The following is a 15,697-nucleotide window of genomic DNA, read 5'->3' as shown; positions in this document are numbered from 1 at the left end:
GGTGAAGAAGAAGTGACCGCTTTGCTGGAGGCGCCCGAGGTCGTGCCCGAGGTGGACGAGAAACGGCGCCGGTTCGGCCGCGCCGACGCGCTGGTCATCGGTCTCTACGTCATCGCCGCGTTCATCCTCTACGCCGGGCTGTGGGTCAACCTCACCCGCGGCGGTTACATGTACAACAGCGGCCAGGACCAGAACATGTGGGAATGGTTCTTCGCCGTCGCCGCCCACTCGGTGTTCACCTGGCAGAACCCGCTGGGCACCGATCTGCAGAACTTTCCCGACGGCGTGAACCTGATGGCCAACACGGCCATGTTCGGCCTGAGCATCCCGCTCTCGCCGATCACGCAGCTCTTCGGCCCCACCGTGACCTGGGCGATCGCGCTCACCGGTGGTCTCGCGGGCACGTCGATCGCCTGGTACTGGGTGTTTTCGCGGCATCTGGTCGGCTCGCGCACGGCGGCCGCGATCGGCGGCGCGTTCTGCGGGTTCGCGCCGGCGATGATCTCGCACGGCAACGCGCACCCGAACTTCGTGGTGCTGTTCCTCATCCCGTTCATCGTGATGCGGCTGATCCGCCTCGCGCAGGGGCAGCGGCCGGTGCGCGACGGCATCATCCTCGGCCTGATGCTCGCCTACCAGGTGTTCCTGGGCGAGGAACCGCTACTGATCATGATGATGGCGTTCGTGCTGTTCGCCGCCGGTTACGCCGCGTCGCGTCCGCGCGAGGCGCTGCGCATGGTCAAGCCGATGGCCGGTGGCCTGGTCATCGCGGCGGTCGTTGCGGTCGCGATCGCGATCTACCCGCTGTGGTGGCAGTTCCTCGGCCCGCAGAGCTACCGCACACTGGAGCACGGCTCGGTCGGCAACGACACCGCGGCGTTCACGCGGTTCGCGACCGAGTCCATCGGGGGCACGCCCGAAGCGGCGGCCGACGTGTCGATGAACCGCACCGAGGAGAACGCGTTCTTCGGCTGGCCGCTGATCGTGCTGATGGTCGTGCTGACGATCTGGTTGTGGCGCAACGTGGTCGCGCGCGCGATCGCGATCTCGATGTTCCTGATGGCGTGGCTGTCGCTGGGCGTCCAGTTGATCGTGAACCACGAGGAGACCGGCATTCCCGGCCCGTGGAAGCTGCTGGCGGAGCTGCCGCTGTTCGACTCGCTGCTGGAGTCGAGGCTGGCCATCGGCTGCATCCCGGCCGTCGCCGCGTTGCTGGCGATCGCGACGGACCGCGTGTTCCAGGCGGCGCCGTCCTTCCGTGACCGCGACCTGCCGGTGCGTTTCCTGTGGCTGGGCGCGCTGGTCGCGGTGCTGCTCCCGGTCGCACCGACGCCGTTGAAGACCTACATCCGCCCCGAGACGCCCGTGTTCTTCGCGGACGGGGCGTGGAAGCAGTACGTCAGTGACGGCTCGGTGGTCGTCGTGCCGTTGCCCGGCAGTGGCGACGCACGTGCCCTGACCTGGCAGGTCGAGGCCGACTTGGGCTTTCCGTTGGCGGACGGGTACTTCGTCGGCCCGAGCGGGCCGGGTGACAAGCGCGGCCGGTACGGGGCCGTGGAGCGCCCGACGGCGAAGCTGCTGGCCGATGTCCGTGAGGACGGCCAGGTCCCCGAGGTGACGGTCGATCAGCGTGCCCAGGCGGTCGAGGACCTGAAATACTGGAAGGCCGACGCCGTCGTGCTGGCCCCGGTCACCAACGGCAACGCCCTGCACCAGACCGTTGACCAGCTGCTCGGCGGCTCCGCCCAGTACGTGGACGGCGTCTGGGTCTGGGACGTGCGCGCCCTGCGAAGCTGATCCGGCCAACACGCCCGTGTTGGCCGCTCCGGGCGCCGTGTTGGCCGTTCCCGCTGGCGTGTTTGCCCTTCCGGGACCGCCACCCGGCAACGCAAGCCGGCCTACACCCTGCCCGGACCTCCCCCCACCCTCATCTCTAGCCCGCTTTGGTCGCTGCTCAGCGACTAAAGCACTCCGCAATGAGGGGCGGGGGAGGTCGAACCCAAGGCGACCGACTACCGGCCGCCCACGCCACCAGCGGGATGACCACCCAGCCGGTCTGCTGCGGCTCCCGCACCCTCGCTGTCACACCCCGCCGCGCCGTCTCGTCCCCTCGGTAGAACCACCATCCGAGGAGGGACCATGCCACGCATCCCCGTCGTAGCCACCAAGGACGCCGGCCTGCTCACGAAGCTCCTGTACCGCTTCGCGATCCGGCGCTTCGGCGCGGTGCCCGAGCCGTTCGCGGTCGCCGCGCACCAGCCGGCCCTGCTGCGGGCCAGCGGGATCCACGAGTTGCTCGTGGCGAAGGCGGTCAAGAACCTGCCGGTCAACATCCAGGAACTGGCCCAGTACCGGACGGCCGTGCGGCTGGGCTGCTCGTGGTGCGTCGACTTCGGCACGATGCTGCAGAAGCACCACGGCCTGGACATCGAGCGCTTGAAAAACATCGACGACTACGCCACGTCCGACCTGTTCACGCACCAGGAACGGCTCGCCCTCGCCTACGCCGACGCGATGTCCGACACCCCGGTCTCCGTGACCGATGGGCAGGTCGCCGAGCTGGAACGCGAGTTCGGCCGCGCCGGGCTGTGGGAGCTGACCTACCTCATCGGCCTGGAGAACCTGCGTGCCCGCACCAACAGCGCGCTCGACATCACCGACCAGGGCTTCACGTCCGGGGACGCGTGCCGGGTTCCGCTGCCCGGGTGAGCTTGTCCGGGTTGGCCTGGTCGTAGACCGCGACGACCAGGCCGTCCCGGATGGTCATGGTCTGCAGGTGCGCGTCCAGGTCCCGGTAGCCCTCCCCACCGGGGGACGGCGGGAGGTAGAGCCCGAGATCGCCGTTGACCAGCACCGGACGGCCGGAGGTGAGCGCGCCCGGCCGGTACATCCGCAGCAGGCCGGTGAAGAAGCGGATGATCTTGTCGGCGCCGACCATGACCCGCGCGGTCGTCTTGGCCTTGCCGTCGCTGTCGCCGATGAGCACGACGTCGGGGTGCAGCACCTCGGCCAGCGCCCGCACGTCGCCGGACACCAGCGCCGCCACGAACCGGTTGAGCACCTCCTGCTGCTCGGCCATGCTCGCGCGCGCGGGCGGCTGCGCGTCGTCGAGCGCACGCCGTCCCCGCGACGCGTGCTGCCGCGCCGTCGCCGTGCTGATGCCGAGGATGTCCGCGATCTCGTCGAACGGCACGGAGAACGCGTCATGCAGCACGAACGCGACCCGCTGCTCGGGGGTGAGCCGGTCGAGCACGACCATCGCCGCCATCCGCACGCCCTCGTCGCGGACCGCGGCCTCCAGCGGGTCCTCCGACGGCGGCGCGCCCAGTGCAGTGACGATCGGCTCCGGCAGCCACTGACCGACGTAGGTCTCGCGGCGCGTGGTCGCCGAGCGCAGCCGGTCGAGGCAGATCCGTCCGACTACCGTCGTCAGCCAGGCACGCAGCTCCTTGATCTCCGCCCGGCGGTCCCCGTCGAGCGCGGCGAGCCGCAGCCACGACTCCTGCACCGCGTCCTCGGCGTCGCTCACCGAGCCGGTCAACCGGTAGGCCACGGCGGTCAGGTGCGCGCGCAGCCCGGCGAACTCCGCGGCGAGGTCATCGAGCGTGTTCACGGACCGAGTGTGCCGTACGACCCGGTCCCGCCGGTCACTAGACTGGTCCTCGTGGCAGGCCGGATCCGGGACAGTGACATCGCGGAGGTGCGGCAGCGCAACCGGATCGACGAGGTCGTGGGCGACTACGTGGCCCTGCGCAACGCCGGTGGGGGAGCGCTCAAGGGGCTGTGCCCGTTCCACGACGAGAAGACGCCGTCGTTCAACGTCCGCCCCACACACGGCACCTTCCACTGCTTCGGCTGCGGCGAGGGTGGCGACGTCATCAAGTTCCTGATGAAGATCGACCACCTGCCGTTCGTCGAGGCGGTCGAGCGGCTGGCCGACCGCGTCGGGTTCCGGCTCACCTACGAGGGGGGCGGTGGCAGCGTCCAGCGCGATCGCGGCACGCGCACCCGGATGGTCGAGGCCCACAAGGTCGCCGCGGAGTTCTACGCCGAGCAGCTGCGCACGCCCGAGGCGCAGGCCGCGCGCGAGTTCCTCGCCCAGCGCGGCTTCGACGAGGCCGCGGCCCGCACGTTCACCTGCGGCTACGCGCCGCACGGGTGGGACAAGCTGACCAAGCACCTGCTCAACCGCGGGTTCGAGCTGACCGAGCTGCTCAAGGCCCAGCTGGTCAAGGAGGGGCGCCAGGGCCCGATCGACCGGTTCCACCGGCGGCTGGTGTGGCCGATCCGCGATCTGTCCGGCGATGTCGTCGGGTTCGGCGCGCGGCGGCTGCACGACGACGACCCGATCCAGGCCAAGTACCTCAACACCAGCGAAAGCCCGGTGTACAAGAAGTCGCAGGTGCTGTTCGGGCTCGACCTGGCCAAGCGCGAGATCGCCAAACGGCACCAGGTGGTCGTCGTCGAGGGCTACACCGACGTGATGGCCATGCACGCCTCGGGGGTGCCGACGGCGGTCGCCTCGTGCGGGACGGCGTTCGGCGAGGATCACATGAAGGTGCTGCGCCGCCTGCTGATGGACGACGACGCGTTCCGCGGCGAGATCATCTTCACCTTCGACGGCGACGAGGCGGGCCAGAAGGCAGCGCTGAAAGCGTTCGAGGGGGAGCAGACCTTCGCCGGGCAGACCTACATCGCGGTCGCGCCCGAGGGCATGGACCCGTGCGACCTTCGGCAGGCCAAGGGTGAGGCGTCGGTGCGCGATCTGGTCGCCCGCCGGACGCCGCTGTTCGAGTTCGCGATCCGCAGCATCCTGCGCGAGTACGACCTGGACTCGGTCGACGGCCAGGTCGCCGCGCTGCAGCGCACGGTGCCGCTGGTGGCGCGGATCAAGGACCGGGCGAAGCGGGACGGCTACGCGACGAAGCTGTCGTGGTGGGTGGGCTGGCAGGACGAGGCCATGGTCGTGCGGCGGGTGCGGGAGAGCAACGGCGGCGCGGTCAGGACGGGCGGGCGCAGGCAGCCGCAGCGCGTGAACGGCGCGACACCGGCGGCGGACGTGCCGCGACCGGACCCGAAGGACCCGCGGCTGATGGCGCAGCGCGAGGTGCTCAAGGCGGCGCTGCAGGAACCGGCCTACGCGGGGCCGGAGTACGACGCGTTGCCCGAAGAAGCGTTCACACACCCCGCGTACGTCGCCGTGCATCGTGCGGTCCTCAAGGCGGGCGGCACGAGCAGCGGACTGGCCGGTCCCGCGCTGATCGACGCCGCGAGCCCGCACACGGCCGAGGGCCCCGTGCGGTCGCTGTTGTCGGAACTGGCCGTGGAACCGTTGCGCGCCAGGGGAGAGGCCGACGGGCACTACATCGGCAGCATGATCGCCGCGGTGCAGGAGAATCTGGTCGGGCGGCAGATCGCCGAGATCAAGTCCCGGCTGCAGCGGCTGTCGCCGATCGAGGCGGCCGACGACTACCGCGCGCTGTTCGGGGACCTCGTCGCGCTGGAGGAGTACCGCAAGGCGCTCAAGGTGCAGGCCATCGGCGGGCTGGGCTGAGCCATGCGGTGGTGGCGACGGCTGTTCGGCGACCCCTTGCCGGAGGATTTCCCCGGCGAGCTGGAGGCGTCGGAGAACGCTCTGGGTTCCGCCGCGGTCGCGGGCGGGGGCCACCTGGTGGTCACCGAACTGGGGCTGTGGGTTCCCTCGGAGGGGCGGGCGCGACGGATCGGCTGGCACCTGGTGAGCAAGGCGGTCTGGGGTGACGGGACCCTGACGGTGGTCGAGGCCGAGGAGACCGGGACGGCCGGGGCGGCGGTCGTGCTGCGGGACCGTGACCCGGTGCGGTTCGCGCTGGCGCGGCCGGGGAAGGTGCCGTGGCTGGTCCGCCAGCGGGTGGACGGCTCGATCCGCGCACGTCATCGGGCCGAGCTGACCAGTGGTGGCGTGTGGTTCGTGCAGCGGAAACTGCCGGGGCGGGACGGTGTCGTGTTGCAGGCCCGTCCGGACGCCGGAGTGGACGCCGACGTCGTCGCGGCCATCGCGCGAGAGGCCGCGGCGAAGCTGGCGCACCCCGAGGCTTAGCAGTACGCTCGTACTGTGTGGGATCCCGCGAAGTACCTCGACTACGCTGACCTGCGAGGACGCCCGTTCTACGATCTGATCGGCCGCATTGCGTGCGAGGAGCCGCGGCGGGTGGTGGACCTGGGTTGCGGGCCGGGCAACCTGACGCGCTCGCTCGCCGCCCGGTGGCCGGGCGCTGCGCTGGAGGCGATCGACAGCTCGCCGGAGATGGTCGCGGCGGCCCGCGAGGCGGGGATCGATGCGCGTGTTGCCGATGTCCGGGAGTGGTCTCCTGCACCGGACACGGATGTCGTGGTGACGAACGCGGTGCTGCAGTGGGTGCCGGAGCACCGTGCGCTGCTGCGCCGGTGGGTGTCCGAGCTGCCGCGCGGGGCGTGGTTCGCGATGCAGGTGCCGGGCAACATGGACTCGCCGTCGCACGCGCTGGTTCGTGAGCTGGCTTCACGGGAGACGTGGTCCTCGCGGGTGGGTGCGCTGCGGGGTGTCGAGGCGGTCGATGCGCCGTCGGAGTACGCGACCTTGTTCGCCGACGCGGGTTGTGTGGTGGACGCGTGGGAGACGACGTACATCCAGCGGTTGAGCGGGCAGGACGCGGTGCTGGAGTGGGTCACCGGCACGGCGCTTCGCCCGATCCGGTCGGCTCTGGACGATGACGAGTGGCGGCGGTTCCGTGCGGAGCTGGCGCCGATGCTGGGCGAGGCATATCCGCCGCGACCCGATGGGACGACGTGGTTCCCGTTCCGGCGGGTGTTCGCGGTGGCGCGGGTGTGAGCATCTAACATCCGCTGGTGACCTCCTACGACGATCTTTTCGAGCACCTGGACGCGGCGTCGTTGCCGGAGCGGCAGCAGCAGATCCTGGTCGCGATCCGCGATTGGGTGAACCGGTTCGGGTACGCGCCGAACACGCGTGAGATCGGCGAGGCGGTGGGCCTTCGATCTTCGTCGTCGGTGTCGAAGCACCTCGCGGCGTTGGAGGAGAAGGGTTTCCTGCGCCGCAGCGCGACGGTGTCGAGGCCGATCGACGTGCGGGCCTTCCTGGAATCTTCGTCGGGCGCGGCTTCGTCGGACTCCGTTCCGGTCCCGGTGGTGGGCGACATCGCGGCCGGGACCCCGATCTCGGCGATCGAGCAGCTCGACGACACCCTGACCCTCCCGCGCGAGCTGACGGGCCGCGGAACGGTGTTCGGTTTGCGCGTTCGAGGTGACTCGATGATCGACGCGGCCATCTGTGACGGTGACATCGTGGTGGTGCGCCAGCAGTCGGAGGCCCACAGCGGCCAGATCGTGGCGGCGATGATCGACGAAGAAGCGACGGTGAAGGTCTACCGGCGCCGCAACGGCCACGTCTACCTGGAGCCGAGGAACCCGGCGTATGACGTGATCGACGGCGATCGTGCGGTGATCCTGGGGGCCGTCGTGTCGGTGCTGCGCAGCGTGTGAGGGCTGGCAAAACCCCGGCCGCGTGAGTCAGAGGCGCACCGGGGTCTTGGCATTAACGGTACCGGGGGCCGGGCCGCCGCGCCCCGGCCGCCCGTCACGGCTGGGTGGCCTTCGCCTCCCGCCCCCGATGCCCGTCCGGCCCACCGCCCGATCGCCCGAACGGCAGCCTGTCACCCACCTTCTCTCCCACCTTCGCCCGAACGACGCCCGCCGCGCCCTGCACCGCGGGATGGTCGGCGACGGCCCGGTAGGTCCGCACGATCTGCTCGTACCGCGCACGACCCGCCCGCGCCCCGAGTACGTACCCGACGGCCGCGCCGAGCAGGAAAGTCTTCATGCCCGCCTCCTGGTGTCTCCGGCTCGATCACTCATTGTCCCCCAACACCCGCGGAACTGCCGGGGGGTGCTTGCGGAGCGCGATCGCGCATGAGCTAAAGTTTCATCCCGTCAGCCCGGAGCGATCCGGGCGGCACAGAGCATTCCCCTGTAGCTCAATTGGCAGAGCATTCGGCTGTTAACCGAAGGGTTGCTGGTTCGAGTCCAGCCGGGGGAGCAGCGCAAACAGGGCCCCGGAGATCATCCGGGGCCCTGTTGACATCCAGGGTTGACATCAGTCCCCCGCGGCCAGCTGGTTCATCCGCTCGGCCATCTGCCGCTTCGCCTGGTCCAGCACGTGACCGTAGATGTTGGCCGTGGTGGTGATCGAAGCGTGGCCCAGCTGCTCCATCACCTCGCGGATGGTCGCCCCGTCCTCCAGAAGCAGCGTCGCGCAGGTGTGGCGCAAGTCATGCACGCGGCTGCGATCGATGCTCGCTCTCCGTAGCACCCGGTCGAGCATGGTGTTCACGTTCCGCGGCTCGACCACCCTCCCCGAACGGGTGATGAACACAAGATCGTCCGGCTGCCCCGGTGCCGGGTTCAGGGGCTCGGTCAGCCGCTCGGCGGTATCCCGGCGGTGCGCCTTGAGCGCCGCCAGGCAGACAGGCGGCAGGTACAGCACGCGACGCGACTTCTTCGTCTTGGGCTCGCCGAACATCAACTTGCCCCGCACCCGCTGGACCGTCCGCCGCACCCGGAACTCCCCCGTGGTCAGGTTGACGTCCGACCAGGCCAGCCCCAGCACCTCGCCCTTGCGGAGCCCAGTGGTGATCAACACGAGCCAGAGCGCGGACAGCCAGTGCTCGGAGGCGTGCCGGATAAACCGCCGCGCGTCGGCCGCCGACATGGGCTCGACCTCGAAGTGATCCCGCGACGGCGCCTTGACCAGGGTGGTCACGTTGCGTCCGATCAGCTCTTCCCGCACGGCGTTGTTGAGCGCACTCCGCAACACCTCGAACACGTTCTGGACGTAGCGAGCCGAGAGCTTCTTGCCGTGGATCGTCTCCATCTTCCGGAGCTTGGCGAGCATCTTCCGGACATCGGCCGGCGTCAGAGCGTTCAACTTCCGCGACCCGAGCAACGGCTTGAGATACCGACGGACGACGACCTCGTACCCCGAGTACGTCGAGGCTCCCCGCTCGACCCGCACGATCTCGTCCAGCCAATAGTCGAGGTAGTCCCCCAGCTTCATCGATGAGGAGATCGACGGCACGCCCTTGCGGTTGTTGTCGAGCAGCTCGATGCGCTTGTTGTTCACCTCCTCCCAGGTCTTGCCGTAGACGTACTTCCGCTGGCGGGTGCCGTGCACCGTGAGCACGTAGACCGCCGCCTGGTAGCGCCCGTCCTTTCGCTGCACGATTGTGCCCATCCCGTTGGCCGCACGCTTCGCCATCACGCCGCCTGTGCCATCAGAGACCGCACGTACTCGTCAATCGCGTCCCGAGGAATCCGGCGCGAGTCGAACACCTTGACGGACCGCAACTGTCCTAATCGGATCAAGTCGTAGACCCGCGTCCGGCCGATGCCGAGCAGGTGCGCGGCTTCGTCGACGCGGAGCAGGATCGGTTCCATTGCTTCTCCCTTCAGTGGCTTTCGATCTCTTCTCGCGCAACACGTTTGCGCTCCCGCGCCTTGGCCGCGGCCGTGTTCGCCAAGGCGGCGTCGCCGATGGTCAACCACCCGACGCCGTCGAAGATCCAGTTGAGAGTGACCGCGGACTGTTCGCCGTCCCGGTCCGCGTCGGCCGGCAGTGTCTCTTCGGGGTGTTCGCCGCGCTGGAATGCCTTACGGACGGCCCTCAGCGTTGTGAGAGTGGTGGAGTAGCGGCGGCTCTTGGTGGAGAAGTGACCGCCGAAGCCGAGCATGTGCGCCCATTTCTGGAGCTTTCCCCAGCCTTCGGCCCACTCGGTGCGCTGCTGCTTGCTGGTGTAGTAGAAGGGCCGCTGCCCGAGCCGCCAGCAGGCGACGAGCTGCCGGGACTGGTGGTTGTCGCGCTCCGCGTGCAGGTTGGCGTCGAGCTGCGTCAGTCGCCGGGAGACATGCCCGGCTTCCTCGGTGGCCTTCGTGGCGTACTTCGCGAGGTAGGCGGCCACCGCGGTGGTTGTCAGCGCACCACGGTCATCGTGATCGCTCGCGAGAAGGTGGACGGGGCGGATGTCACGCTGCTTGCCCCAGGCCATGGTCCAGCCGGTACGACGCCGGGGATGGGGTGCCGTAGTGAAGCGCGTAACGGTCGCAGCGGTGTCGATAAGGCTGCTCAGCAGCTCCGGCGTAATGCTCGGATCCGGCGCGACAATGGTATCCAGATCGTTCGGGTCAAGGCCATCGAGCCTGATCAGGGCATGGAAGTGCACAACGCCGCGACGCTGGTACTCGGCGACCTTGGCATACGACAACCGCACCTGCACGCCCCGGTCCTTGGCCGCAGCCTTGAGGTACCGGTTCAGCGTGATCGTGGTCCGCCGCCACAGCTCCCCAGCATGAAAGTTCCAGACCGCCTGTGCCTCGTAGTCGTAGCAGTCCCGGCAGATCGGCTCCCCCACGCACGAGTCATCCTCGCCATGCCGCACGCGACACTCAGTTGAACGGCCATGCGGACAAAGCGGGGCGTACCGCCGGGGCCGACAGGGCTTGACCTGCCCGTTGCTGACCACCCGACTGTGCACAGGCCCGAAGGCCGGCGCGGTGAGGGTGACGAAGAAGCACGGATGCTCGGTAACGGTCTCCGGCACGCCCTTCCTGCCGACGAGACCGGCTTTCACGAGCTGGTAGGTGTCGGCCCGGTAGGTCTCCGCGCAGGCCGGACAGACCGAGGCACGCCGATTCTTGCAGGCGACATAGAGCAGCCCGTCCGGCATATCGTCAGTGACCCGCTCGACGTCACCGCCGCCCCAGTCCGCTTCCACGCGCAGGCGTACCGGCCGAGAGCAGGCAGCCGCAGGCATGACGTGAGCGAGCCACCAGCGGTAGTCAGGGCTACTCGCGCGGCGGAGGATGTCCGGCTCGGCGACGGCTCCCAGCCCCACCACAGTCTTAGCGGTGGGGCTGAGGGTCATGGTCGAGACGGTCAAGGATGCTCCGGGTCAGGCGAACAAGTGCGCGTAGGCGTCGACGTCCTGGGTGGTGGCCCACCGCCAGCCCTCCAGGAGTTCGCCGGTCGGCGCGTAGGCGGGCAGCAGCGCGTAAGGGTCGAACGCGGAAATCGGCAGGGCGATGAAGCCGCCGATCTCGGGCGCGTGGGCCAGGCGGGCGACGTCGACGGCGTTGTTCTCGCCGGTGACGAAGACCCACAGCTGCTCGGGAGTGAGGGCCATGGGTTTGGTTGCGATCAGCATGAGGGCAGTCCTCTCCTGCGAGTCGAATTGCGAATGCGGATTAAGCGGTCTTGCGAGTGCGGATTCGGCGCGCGTATTCGACGAGCGAGTGAATGTGCGCGTCGGTCAGATAGGCGGTCTTCATCCGGCGTGGGATGCCGCCTTCGGCGAGCAGCAGGGCGACGCCGCGTTCCTCCGGCGCAATGTTGGAGGCGTCGAAGCCCTGCGCGGCCCAGCCCCGGCCGAGGATGATGTCGGAGCTGGAATCGGTGGTGCAGCGATAAGCCATGCGGTACCCGAACAGGTCCCGCAGCGAAGTAGGGATGATGTCGGCAGAAGGCCGCTGAGTCGCGGCTACGACGATGATCCCGGCAGCCCGGCCCCGCGCCACAAGGTCGCGCAGCAGGCGGACGAACTGTTCTTGCTGGTCCTTGGTGCCCATCGTGGCCGAGAACAGGGCCAGCTCATCGATGACAACCATGATCACGTCGATGGGGTCGTGACGGTCGATCTTGCGCCGCCGGACCCGGTCCAGCTCGACATAGCGGCGGTCCATCTCCGCTTGCAGCCGTTCCAGCGCGGTCAGAGCGCGTTCGATGTCGGGACCGACGAACAGGTCGGCCACCTCGCGCCACAGGCCCAGCTCGACCTGTTTGCCGTCGAAGAGCCACAACGACAGGTCCGGGCACAGCGCCCCGTGCGCGACGATGTTGTTCAGGCCCACGGACTTACCCGCGCCGGGCTCGCCTGCAAGCAGGATGTTGCGCCAGATCAGCTCGATGTCGACGCCGTAGCCGTCTTCGTAGATGCCGAGGTGGACGGGGTCATAGATGGACAGCCCAGCCACCGGAATGGTGTTCTTCCGCATGACCACGCCTCTCAGTCGATGTAGTCGGAGAGGTCTTCGCCGTGGACCACCGCGGCCGGCTTCGGCGCGGGCTTGTCCTGTACGGGCAGCGGCGTGACCGTGGCGGCCGTGATGGGCTCGCTGCCTTCACCGCGGTTCTTGCGAACGAGGGACGCCACCTTCGCCAGGGGCGAGTCGATCGGCGTCGAGCGGTCCAGCGGGTCACGACGGATGACCTCGACCGCGAACAGGGTGGACAGCTTGCGCACCCGGTGCACCCGCGCGTCACGGGCGTAGCAGGCGGGCGCGATGTACTCGAGGACCGCTTCCAGATCCCCGGCCGAGGAGCCCGCACGGCTCCACAACCAGATCCGCTCCCCGGTCTTGGTGGGCCGCGCCCACAGCATGAACGGCAGCGCGCCGTCCAGGTTCATCGTGCGGGCACGCGCCTGCCGCAGGCAGGTCCGCAAGCGGTGCCGGTCGACCAGGCACCAGAACCGGGAGAACACGAACCAGCGGGTCTGCGGCACCAGCACCACGGCCACCACGGTCCCGGTGAAGATCAGCCAGGCGTAACCCTCGCCGACCTGGTGATACAGCCACGCCATGCCCACGAGGAACACGGCGGTCAGAAAGATCTCTGCGCGCCAGCGCAGCAACACGCCCAGGCTCACAACGAACCAGTGCTGCTTCGGCGCGTGCCAGAACTCCATGACATCGATACGGCGCGCGCCACGCGCCCGGCGGATAGACTTCGCCACGACTCCTCCAAGGTGGAGACGAAAGAGGCACGGGTCCGGACGGGAACCGCCAAGAACCAGACCGGTCCCGTGCTTCTCTTCGAGGGGAATGACTAGCGGCCGAGGGTGTTCCGCTCGACCAGTTCCCGGCTGTTGTGCCGGGTGAGCACTTCAGACGTTCGTCACGGTCAGGAAGCGGAGTTCGCCGACGTCTTCGAACCGGAGACAGCCTTGATGTCGACTGCACGGAAAGCCACGCCGTTGCGACCGTTCTGTGCCCACGGAATCGCCTGCAGCTCAACGGGCGTCACGACGGTGCCAGTGCTGACCTTGGGGGCCTGCGGGGCCGCGACGGTCACACCGATCACCTCCGCGCCCGAGCCGTCCATGGCAACCAGCTGCACAGTCCACATCGGAACGTTCGTGCTGCGCTCGACCCGCTGAATCCCGTTCTGATCCGTCTTCGGCTGAGCCTCCCGGCCCACCGTGAACGTCACCTGAGAAGTGTCGATGACCAGACGCATAACCTGTCCTCCAAGGGTGATCAGTTCCGCACCGCTCCATAGCGCTCTTCGGTGCGTCCCTGACGATGCCGCCGAGGACAGGGACGGCTTCACCGCACGAAGGGACATCTAGGGACGTCTCTGGTAGCGTGAAGACGTCCCTAGGAGTACTTGGGGGAGGGTCGATGACCAACGAGCGTCTACGTGACGCCCTGCTGTCGCGGGGCCTCACCCCGGACCAGCTCGCCGAGCGTATCGCAGTGGACCCGAAGACGGTCGAGCGCTGGATCACCAAGGGGCGCACGCCCTATGCGAAGTCGCGACACAAGATCGCCGCAATCTTGCAGGAGAGTGAGAGCTACCTATGGCCTGACGCGCTGTCCGAGGCCAAGGCAAGCGAGGTCAGCAACTCCGAAATCGTGAAGGTCTACGCCCACCGCAACTCGGTGCCGGCCGACCTCTGGGACAAGCTCCTGGCACAGGCCACGACGTACGTGGACATGCTGGTCTACGTCGGCATGTTCATGACCGAGAAGCCCGGCCTGCTGGAGCTGCTGCGGAGCAAGGCCGAGGCAGGGGCGCGAATCCGGCTGCTGTTCGGCGACCGGGACGCCCCGGCGGTGATCCAGCGCAGCACCGACGAGGGCATCGGACCGCACACGATCTCCGCGAAGATCGACCACGCTCTGGCCTACTTCCGCAAGCTCGACGGCGTTCCGGGAATCGAGATCCGCACCCACGGAACGGTTCTCTACAACAGCATCTTCCGGTTCGACGACGAGATGATCGTCAACCCGCACGTCTACGGCAAGATGGCCGCCCACGCCCCCGCGCTACACCTGCGGCGCTTGTCGGCGGGCGACCTGTTCACCACCTACGCGGACAGCTTCACCGCCGTGTGGGAGCACGCTCAACCGCACAAGTGGGAGGACTGAGGCTCGTGCCGAAGAAGGACTACTACGACGACCCCGACGCCCCGGCCGCCAACAGCATCGTGCCCGCCGTCGCCGCGGTCGTGCGCAACGAGGCCGGCGACATCCTGATGATCGAGCGCACCGATAACGGTCTGTGGGCGCTCCCTGGAGGAGCCCAGGACCTCGGCGAGTCGGTGGTGGACGCCGTGCGGCGCGAGGTCGAGGAAGAGACCGGGCTGACGGTCGAGGTCACCGGGATCAGCGGCATCTACTCCGACCCCAAGCACGTCATCGCCTACGACGATGGCGAGGTGCGCCAGGAGTTCTCGATCTGCTTCCACGCCCGCCCGCTCGCAGGGTCGTTGCGGCCCAGTTCGGAGTCACGGCAGGTGCACTGGGTCGCGCCGGAGCGGCTGGACGAGCTGGACATCCACCCGTCCATGCGACTGCGGATCGATCATGCGGTCAAGAACCCTGCGGACGTCCATTTGGGTTAGCCGCCGAGACGGCGGAGAGACGGCCCTTCGTGCGCTCGACGGCTGCCAGCAGTTCGGGAGTCGCACCGGTGATGAACCGAGTCACGAGATGGTCAGGGCCGTAGCGCCGCTTGATCTCCGCGATGCGGTCTTCGGCGTCGACGGTCTCGCCGTCCGGTGAGGTGGTGAGGTCGCAGTACCAGAGCGCGTCGCGGATCGAGCCGCGTTCGTCGTGGAAGTCGGCCAGTTCTTCGGTCAGCCCCCGCAGTTCGGCTTCGTAGACGGCGTAGGAGTGGTGTGCGACGAGGTGCACGAGCCGTTCGGGGGCATCGACCTTGGCCAGGTAAGTAGCGCCGTCGATGGGGTGAAAGCCGGTGTCGACCAGATCTGGGGCATACCCGATGTCGTGAAGGATGGCCGCGGCTTCCAGCAGCTCGGCGTCCGATCCGGCGATGGGCGCGAGGGTGCGCGCCTGCCGGGCTACGCCCTGAACGTGGGCCCATCGTCGAGGCAGCGCGTCACGCAGCTTCGCCTCGGAAAGGTCATATGCCCACGAAATCAGCGACATCCGCCCACCGTAACGTCAAGATTCAGCGGACGCACGAGGCCCGCGAACGAACGTGCCCTTGGAGCGGACGGTGACGACCAGGCCCAATTCGCGGAGGATGCTGGTCGCATGCCGGGCCGTGCCCAGTGAGACGCCGTACTCGGCGGCCAGGCGCCGTTCGGCCGGCAACGGGGTGTTGGGCTTCAGTCGGCCCGCAGCGATGAGCCTGGCCAGGTGATCGGCCAGCTGCTCGTAGATGTACTTGTCCGGGTTGCTGTCCGGATCAAAGACGATGCGTTCGTCGACGGTGTGGCTGCCGTCGAGGTCATCGCTCATGCTCCCTCCTGCCTGTCGGCGATACCGGTTGCGCACCCCGCCGCGTGGCAGTGCCGCTCGTTGCGGCAGGGCACGGGGGCCAGGATATCCGATTTTGGGATATCCGCTGGCTCTCCGGTCG

At 68.5% G+C, this 15,697-nt stretch carries 19 protein-coding genes and 1 tRNA gene; 9 read left to right on the top strand and 11 right to left on the bottom strand.

Going from position 1 to position 15,697, the window contains the following annotated elements:
• The first annotated feature begins 12 nt into the window (after nt 1-12).
• Both HNR02_RS34060 and HNR02_RS34055 read left to right on the top strand, forming a co-directional pair.
• Nucleotides 13-1,797, top strand: a complete 1,785-nt coding sequence (locus HNR02_RS34060) for a glycosyl transferase (RefSeq protein WP_179777695.1) — start codon at nt 13-15, stop codon at nt 1,795-1,797.
• A 342-nt stretch (nt 1,798-2,139) separates the two neighbouring features.
• Nucleotides 2,140-2,709 carry a carboxymuconolactone decarboxylase family protein gene (locus HNR02_RS34055; protein WP_179777694.1) on the top strand — a complete coding sequence of 190 codons (570 nt, stop codon included), beginning with the start codon at nt 2,140-2,142 and terminating at the stop codon, nt 2,707-2,709.
• Here HNR02_RS34055 and HNR02_RS34050 read toward each other — a convergent pair.
• Nucleotides 2,669-3,613 carry a sigma-70 family RNA polymerase sigma factor gene (locus HNR02_RS34050; RefSeq protein WP_179777693.1) on the bottom strand — a complete coding sequence of 315 codons (945 nt, stop codon included), beginning with the start codon at nt 3,611-3,613 and terminating at the stop codon, nt 2,669-2,671. The two genes, HNR02_RS34055 and HNR02_RS34050, sit on opposite strands and share 41 nt — an antisense overlap.
• 51 nt (nt 3,614-3,664) lie before the next feature.
• Between HNR02_RS34050 and dnaG the strand changes: the two genes are divergently transcribed.
• Genes dnaG through lexA form a run of 4 tightly spaced genes read left to right on the top strand, consistent with a single transcriptional unit; the run spans nt 3,665 to nt 7,521 of the window.
• The gene (gene dnaG, locus HNR02_RS34045; RefSeq protein ID WP_179777692.1) at nt 3,665-5,554 is read left to right on the top strand and encodes a DNA primase; all 1,890 of its coding nucleotides are present in this window, start codon (nt 3,665-3,667) and stop codon (nt 5,552-5,554) included.
• Between the two features lie 3 nt (nt 5,555-5,557).
• On the top strand, nt 5,558-6,079 hold the full coding sequence (locus HNR02_RS34040; protein ID WP_179777691.1) for a hypothetical protein: 522 nt from the start codon (nt 5,558-5,560) through the stop codon (nt 6,077-6,079).
• Between the two features lie 15 nt (nt 6,080-6,094).
• Nucleotides 6,095-6,850, top strand: a complete 756-nt coding sequence (locus tag HNR02_RS34035) for a trans-aconitate 2-methyltransferase (protein WP_179777690.1) — start codon at nt 6,095-6,097, stop codon at nt 6,848-6,850.
• A 17-nt stretch (nt 6,851-6,867) separates the two neighbouring features.
• Complete coding sequence (gene lexA / locus HNR02_RS34030) at nt 6,868-7,521, top strand: transcriptional repressor LexA (RefSeq protein ID WP_179777689.1); 654 nt, start codon at nt 6,868-6,870, stop codon at nt 7,519-7,521.
• A 94-nt stretch (nt 7,522-7,615) separates the two neighbouring features.
• Here lexA and HNR02_RS34025 read toward each other — a convergent pair whose 3' ends face one another.
• Nucleotides 7,616-7,858: a hypothetical protein gene (locus HNR02_RS34025; protein WP_179777688.1), complete on the bottom strand. Its 243-nt coding sequence runs from the start codon at nt 7,856-7,858 to the stop codon at nt 7,616-7,618.
• Nucleotides 7,859-8,001: 143 nt separating this feature from the next.
• Here HNR02_RS34025 and HNR02_RS34020 point away from each other — a divergent pair.
• Nucleotides 8,002-8,074, top strand: a tRNA-Asn gene (locus tag HNR02_RS34020).
• Between the two features lie 57 nt (nt 8,075-8,131).
• Here HNR02_RS34020 and HNR02_RS34015 read toward each other — a convergent pair.
• The 7 genes from HNR02_RS34015 to HNR02_RS33985 all read right to left on the bottom strand — a co-directional run bounded on the left by HNR02_RS34015 (nt 8,132) and on the right by HNR02_RS33985 (nt 13,324).
• Entirely contained in the window at nt 8,132-9,292 is a 1,161-nt protein-coding gene (locus HNR02_RS34015; RefSeq protein ID WP_179777687.1) for a tyrosine-type recombinase/integrase, read from the bottom strand.
• Nucleotides 9,292-9,471 (bottom strand): helix-turn-helix domain-containing protein, encoded by a 180-nt coding sequence (locus tag HNR02_RS34010; protein WP_179777686.1) that lies wholly within the window; start codon nt 9,469-9,471, stop codon nt 9,292-9,294. The genes HNR02_RS34015 and HNR02_RS34010 overlap by 1 nt, the downstream gene beginning before the upstream one ends.
• An 11-nt stretch (nt 9,472-9,482) precedes the next feature.
• Nucleotides 9,483-10,970 carry a replication initiator gene (locus HNR02_RS34005; RefSeq protein WP_246339347.1) on the bottom strand — a complete coding sequence of 496 codons (1,488 nt, stop codon included), beginning with the start codon at nt 10,968-10,970 and terminating at the stop codon, nt 9,483-9,485.
• A gap of 12 nt (nt 10,971-10,982) precedes the next feature.
• Nucleotides 10,983-11,234: a hypothetical protein gene (locus HNR02_RS34000; protein WP_246339346.1), complete on the bottom strand. Its 252-nt coding sequence runs from the start codon at nt 11,232-11,234 to the stop codon at nt 10,983-10,985.
• 40 nt (nt 11,235-11,274) lie between these two features.
• A complete protein-coding gene (locus HNR02_RS33995; protein ID WP_179777685.1) occupies nt 11,275-12,081 on the bottom strand; it encodes an FtsK/SpoIIIE domain-containing protein in 807 nt (268 codons plus the stop codon).
• 11 nt (nt 12,082-12,092) lie between these two features.
• Complete coding sequence (locus tag HNR02_RS33990) at nt 12,093-12,821, bottom strand: hypothetical protein (protein ID WP_312861281.1); 729 nt, start codon at nt 12,819-12,821, stop codon at nt 12,093-12,095.
• A gap of 167 nt (nt 12,822-12,988) precedes the next feature.
• Nucleotides 12,989-13,324 carry a hypothetical protein gene (locus tag HNR02_RS33985; RefSeq protein ID WP_179777684.1) on the bottom strand — a complete coding sequence of 112 codons (336 nt, stop codon included), beginning with the start codon at nt 13,322-13,324 and terminating at the stop codon, nt 12,989-12,991.
• 164 nt (nt 13,325-13,488) lie between these two features.
• Between HNR02_RS33985 and HNR02_RS33980 the strand changes: the two genes are divergently transcribed.
• A complete protein-coding gene (locus HNR02_RS33980; RefSeq protein WP_017983625.1) occupies nt 13,489-14,238 on the top strand; it encodes a helix-turn-helix domain-containing protein in 750 nt (249 codons plus the stop codon).
• 5 nt (nt 14,239-14,243) lie between these two features.
• On the top strand, nt 14,244-14,714 hold the full coding sequence (locus HNR02_RS33975; RefSeq protein ID WP_179777683.1) for an NUDIX domain-containing protein: 471 nt from the start codon (nt 14,244-14,246) through the stop codon (nt 14,712-14,714).
• Here the strand turns inward: HNR02_RS33975 and HNR02_RS33970 are convergent.
• Both HNR02_RS33970 and HNR02_RS33965 read right to left on the bottom strand, forming a co-directional pair.
• Nucleotides 14,683-15,261, bottom strand: coding sequence for an HD domain-containing protein (locus HNR02_RS33970; RefSeq protein ID WP_179777682.1), 579 nt, complete (start codon nt 15,259-15,261; stop codon nt 14,683-14,685). The genes HNR02_RS33975 and HNR02_RS33970 overlap by 32 nt on opposite strands.
• 15 nt (nt 15,262-15,276) lie before the next feature.
• Complete coding sequence (locus HNR02_RS33965) at nt 15,277-15,576, bottom strand: winged helix-turn-helix domain-containing protein (RefSeq protein ID WP_218914368.1); 300 nt, start codon at nt 15,574-15,576, stop codon at nt 15,277-15,279.
• Nucleotides 15,577-15,697: the final 121 nt, after the last annotated feature.

Source organism: Amycolatopsis endophytica (genome assembly GCF_013410405.1).
Taxonomy (GTDB): domain Bacteria; phylum Actinomycetota; class Actinomycetes; order Mycobacteriales; family Pseudonocardiaceae; genus Amycolatopsis_E; species Amycolatopsis_E endophytica.
Note: the sequence above shows the minus strand (reverse complement) of the source record. Positions and strands in the feature narration are given on the sequence as shown.